This window comes from Skermanella sp. (genome assembly GCF_059503625.1).
The window spans coordinates 1-4,382 of sequence record NZ_JCACHA010000036.1 but is presented as its reverse complement, the minus strand read 5'-3'; the positions used below and the strand labels follow the sequence as shown (position 1 = coordinate 4,382).

The window sequence follows — 4,382 nt, the reverse complement described above, 5'->3', positions numbered from 1 at the left end:
CCGTCAACGATCCGATGGGGCTGGCGCTGGTGCTTGGCCTAGTGGTCAAGGAGGTGCCGTTCCTGCTGCTGATGACCTTCGCGGCGCTCAATCAGGTGCACGCGGACCGGACGCTGACCGTCGCGCGGACCATGGGGTACGGGCCGGTCACGGCCTGGGGAAAAACGGTGCTGCCGCTGGTCTATCCGCAGTTGCGGCTGCCGGTCTACGCGGTGCTCGCCTTCTCGGCCTCGGTCGTGGACATGGCCTTGATCCTGGGGCCGGGTACTCCCCCTACCCTTGCGGTGCTGGTGCTTCGGTGGTTCAGCGATCCCGACCTCGCCATGCGCTATCAGGCGGCGGCGGGAGCCTGCCTGCAACTGGTCCTGGCAGCGGCGCTGATAGCGCTGTGGCGGCTGGGGGAGGCGATCGCGGGCCGGATCGGGCGGCGATGGGCGGTGTCGGGACGGCGCGGCGGGACCGGGGCGGTGGCGAGATCGGTCAGCGCCGTGCTGGCGGCCGGTATCGTGCTGGTGGCGATGGGCGCTTCGGCCGGGCTTGGCCTGTGGTCGGTGGCGGAGCGCTGGCGCTTTCCCGATGCGCTGCCGGCAGCCTGGAGCTGGGAGACCTGGACGCGGGCGCTGGCGCATCTGGCGGGTCCCGCCTGGACGACGCTGAGCGCCGGGGTGGCATCGGCGGGCGTCGCGCTGGTCCTTGTGCTGGGGTGCCTGGAGAACGAGCAGCGGGCGCGGCTGCGGCCGTCGGCGCGGGGATTGTGGCTGCTCTATCTGCCGCTGCTGGTGCCGCAGATCGGCTTCCTGTTCGGGGCGCAGGTGCTGCTGGTGTCGGCCGGGCTGGATGGGACGTGGATCGCGCTGGTCTGGAGCCACCTGCTGTTCGTGCTGCCCTATGTCTTCCTGGCGCTCGCCGATCCCTGGCGGGCGCTGGACGAACGCTATGCGCGGTCGGCGCTGTGCCTTGGCGCCACGTCGTGGCGGGTGTTCTGGCGGGTCAGGCTGCCGCTGCTGCTTCGGCCGGTGCTGGGAGCGGCGGCGATCGGGTTCTCGGTCAGCGTCGCGCAGTATCTTCCGACCCAGTTCGCCGGGGCGGGACGGTTGCCGACACTGACGACGGAGGCTATCGGGCTGGCCGCCGGATCGGACCGCCGGCTGATCGGGGTCTACGGCTTCGCGCAGGCGGCGCTGCCGCTGATCGCGTTCGCCCTGGCGCTGATGCTGCCGGCGGCGGTGGACCGGGTCCGCCGGTGGAGGAGATGAGGGCGATGGCGATGACGGAAGCGGGAAGCGCGAGGGATGCGGCGCACCGGCTGGAACTGAGCGGCGTCGGGATCTCGCTGCACGGGCGGGTGCTGGTGCCGCCGCTGTCGCTGGCGATCGACGGCGGGCGCGTCGCCGTACTGATGGGGCCGAGCGGGAGCGGCAAGTCGAGCCTGCTGGCCCATCTGTGCGGGACGCTGGACCCGGTGTTCGACGCCGTCGGCCGCGTGACGCTGCGGGGCGTCGATCTGGACGGGCTGCCGCCGGAGCGGCGCAGGGTCGGCATCCTGTTCCAGGACGACCTGCTGTTTCCCCACCTGTCGGTGGCGGAGAACCTTGCCTTCGGACTGCCGGCCGCCTTGCGCGGAGCCGGACGGCGGGAGGCGGTGGAGCGGGCGCTCGACGATGCCGACCTGGGCGGCCTGGGCGGACGCGACCCGGCGACGCTGTCGGGCGGTCAGCGGGCGCGGGTGGCGCTGATGAGGACCCTGCTGGCGGAGCCGGCGGCGCTGCTGCTGGACGAGCCCTTCTCCAAGCTGGACGTGGCGCTGCGGTCCAGGTTCCGGGCCTGGGTGTTCGACCATGCGCGCAGGCGGCGGCTTCCGACGCTGCTGGTGACCCATGATCCGATGGACGGGGCCGAGGCCGACGGGCCGGTCATCGAGCTGGGATAGGGGGATGCCGCATATGCCGGTACATATTTTAATAAGATAGAAAGGTAATTAGAGGTAGAAACGGCTCAAGGCGGGGGCGGCGCCCGGACGCCCGTCTGGACAAGGAGGACCGCAAGGAGTAATTTTAATTCCGTTGCCCATTTGAGATAACAGCCGCACGGTATGCGAGCCCGCCATGTACAGCCAGACGACCCGCGAGATCAAGATCTCGGTCAAGCCGACGTTCCTCGAAGATCAGTCGTCTCCGGCTGAGCACCATTTCGTCTGGGCCTATCATGTCCGGATCGAAAACACCGGGCGCGAGACCGTACAGCTCCGTAACCGCCACTGGCGGATCACGGACAGCTTCGGCCGGGTGCAGGAGGTGCAGGGAGCCGGCGTGGTCGGTGAACAGCCCGTGCTGGAACCGGGTGAAAGCTTCGAATACACCAGTGGAACTCCGCTGACGGCGCCTTCCGGCATCATGTCTGGCAGCTATCAGATGGAGAATACGCGCGGCGAGAAATTCGACGTCACGATTCCTGCCTTCTCTTTGGACAGCCCCCACGAGACTGTCCAGCTTAACTGACAACCCGCAGTTTATACACCTAATCCTGCGCCTTGACCCGCGGGAAAATCACACCATCTTGCTGTCTAAGCGGAACCGATTCCCGCCAAGGTCGAGCTGCGGTCGGGGGACGACGGCGCGGCCAAGAGGGAACCGGTAACTAGCCGGCCATCGAAAGGTACCCATCGTGAGTGCATCCAACCCCTTGGCTGCGGACAACGTGCTTCGCGGTCCGTCCCATCATCTCCGCAGCGCCCCCGGCATCAAGCGTCCGAGCCGCGCCGAGGCCGAAGAAGCCGTCCGGACCCTGCTGCTGTGGGCGGGCGACGACCCCGACCGCGAAGGCCTGCTGGGCACCCCCGACCGCGTGGTCCGCTCGTACGAGGAATTCTTCGCCGGCTACGGCGTCGATCCGGTCGAGCTGCTCCAGCGGACCTTCGAGGAAACGGACGGCTATGACGAAATGGTCGTCCTGAAGAACATCCGGTTCGAGAGCTACTGCGAGCACCACATGGTGCCGATCATCGGCCGGGCCCATGTGGCCTATCTGCCGAAGAACCGCGTCGTCGGCATCAGCAAGCTCGCCCGCGTCGTGGAAGCCTACGGCAAGCGGCTCCAGATCCAGGAGAAGATGACGTCCCAGATCGCCAACACGATCGAGGAGGTGCTTCAGCCGCTGGGCGTCGCCGTCGTGATCGAGGGCGAGCACCAGTGCATGACGACGCGCGGCGTCCACAAGCCGGGCGTCAGCATGGTCACCAGCCGGATGCTGGGTGCGTTCCGCAGCGATCCCTCGACCCGCCGGGAGTTCCTGGCGATGATCGGGAATACCGGTGGCGGCAGCGCCGGCTGAACCGAATTCAGCTTGGGACCAGGTAACGGAAGGGACGCCGCGGATGCGGCGTCCCTTTTGCTTTCGATGCGAATGATTTACAAGACGGCGGTTCTTGCCAATAGTTGAAGAGCGGGCCGGGAACATGCGGCCCTGCCGCACATTACCGGTTGGATATCGCCGTTGGATTTTCGTCCCATTTTTTTCGTTCTCGGCATCCTGCTGTCGACCCTGGCCGCCAGCATGGTGATCCCGCTGATGGCCGACCTGTCGGCCGGGCACGAGGACTGGGAGGTCTTTGCGATCTCGGCGGCGTTCACCCTGTTCGTCGGCGTGGCGCTGATGCTGACCAACCGCGTGCCCGACTTCACGCTGTCGATCCGGCAGGCTTTCCTGCTGACGACGCTGTCCTGGACGGTAACCGCCGCCTTCGCCGCCGTGCCCTTGATGCTGGCGGCGATCGACCTCAGCTACACCGACGCCTTCTTCGAGGCGATGTCGGGCATCACGACGACCGGAGCGACCGTGATCGTGGGCCTGGATGCCGCTCCGCCCGGCGTCCTGCTGTGGCGGGCGCTGATCCAATGGATGGGCGGCATCGGGATCATCGTGCTGGCGCTGTCGATCCTGCCGATGCTTCAGGTCGGCGGCATGCAGCTTTTCCGGACCGAATCGTCGGAGAAGTCGGACAAGGTGCTGCCGCGCGCGGCGCAGTTGGCAACCTGGATCGGCATGATCTATCTATGCTTCACCATGCTGTGCGCGATCGGCTACCACGCGGCGGGGATGGACTGGTTCGACGCCGTGGCACACGCCATGACGACGATCGCGACCGGTGGCTTTTCCACCGCCGATGCGTCACTCGGCTACTTCGACGATCCGCTGGTGGAGCTGGTGGCGATCACCTTCATGCTGCTGGGCGCCCTGCCCTTCGTGCTGTATCTGAGGGCCTTGCGCGGCGATCCCCGGCCCTTGAGGAACGACACCCAGGTCCACTGGTTCCTGACCATCGTGGCGGTGGCGGTCTGCCTGATGGCGGCTCATCTATGGTGGGACCAGGGCTATCCGCCGCT

Annotated in this window: 5 protein-coding genes; all 5 read left to right on the top strand. The window is 67.3% G+C overall.

Translation table 11 applies throughout. The features are described 5' to 3' along the window. A partial coding sequence (locus tag AC5JJ6_RS00885; RefSeq protein WP_496040227.1) for an ABC transporter permease occupies positions 1–1,256 on the top strand: 1,256 nt, incomplete at its 5' end. 5 nt (positions 1,257–1,261) lie between these two features. Next, the gene (locus AC5JJ6_RS00880; protein WP_496040226.1) at positions 1,262–1,930 is read left to right on the top strand and encodes an ATP-binding cassette domain-containing protein; all 669 of its coding nucleotides are present in this window, start codon (positions 1,262–1,264) and stop codon (positions 1,928–1,930) included. Positions 1,931–2,105: 175 nt separating this feature from the next. Beyond that, on the top strand, positions 2,106–2,498 hold the full coding sequence (apaG, locus tag AC5JJ6_RS00875; protein WP_496040225.1) for a Co2+/Mg2+ efflux facilitator ApaG/CorD: 393 nt from the start codon (positions 2,106–2,108) through the stop codon (positions 2,496–2,498). 199 nt (positions 2,499–2,697) lie between these two features. Beyond that, positions 2,698–3,330: a GTP cyclohydrolase I FolE gene (gene folE, locus AC5JJ6_RS00870; RefSeq protein WP_496040228.1), complete on the top strand. Its 633-nt coding sequence runs from the start codon at positions 2,698–2,700 to the stop codon at positions 3,328–3,330. A 162-nt stretch (positions 3,331–3,492) separates the two neighbouring features. Beyond that, the coding region (locus tag AC5JJ6_RS00865) for a TrkH family potassium uptake protein (RefSeq protein ID WP_496040224.1) at positions 3,493–4,382 on the top strand (890 nt) is incomplete at its 3' end.